We start from the raw sequence: 254 nt of genomic DNA, 5'->3' as shown, positions 1-254 counted from the left end.
ATCCGAGAGGCTTGACCATATAACCTCAAGTTGCCTTGGCCGACATGACATGTCGATAGATCCAAGTGCACGCTACGTCACAAGACCAAACGAGAGGCAGGCGCTCAGGCGCGTCTCTTTGCAACGCCGGCATCATCATGCCCGCTCCCTGCAAAGACACGACGTCCGAAGCGACACTCCAACCGCCTCCCTGGTGAAATTAGCGCTATGGAACCACCCGATCCCATCCCGAACTCGGAAGTGAAACGTAGCTG

General features: G+C 56.3%; 1 rRNA gene. It reads left to right on the top strand.

Annotation, left to right across the window (positions count from 1 at the left end):
- Positions 1-189: 189 nt before the first annotated feature.
- Positions 190-254, top strand: a 5S ribosomal RNA gene (rrf, locus tag MRBLST15_RS21105); the annotation flags it as partial.

This window comes from Stenotrophomonas sp. LST15-1-1.1, from assembly GCF_040815575.1.
In the GTDB taxonomy this organism is placed as follows: Bacteria; Pseudomonadota; Gammaproteobacteria; order Xanthomonadales; family Xanthomonadaceae; genus Stenotrophomonas; species Stenotrophomonas lactitubi_B.
The sequence above is the reverse complement of the archived record's forward strand: the minus strand, read 5'-3'. Positions and strand labels throughout refer to the sequence as shown.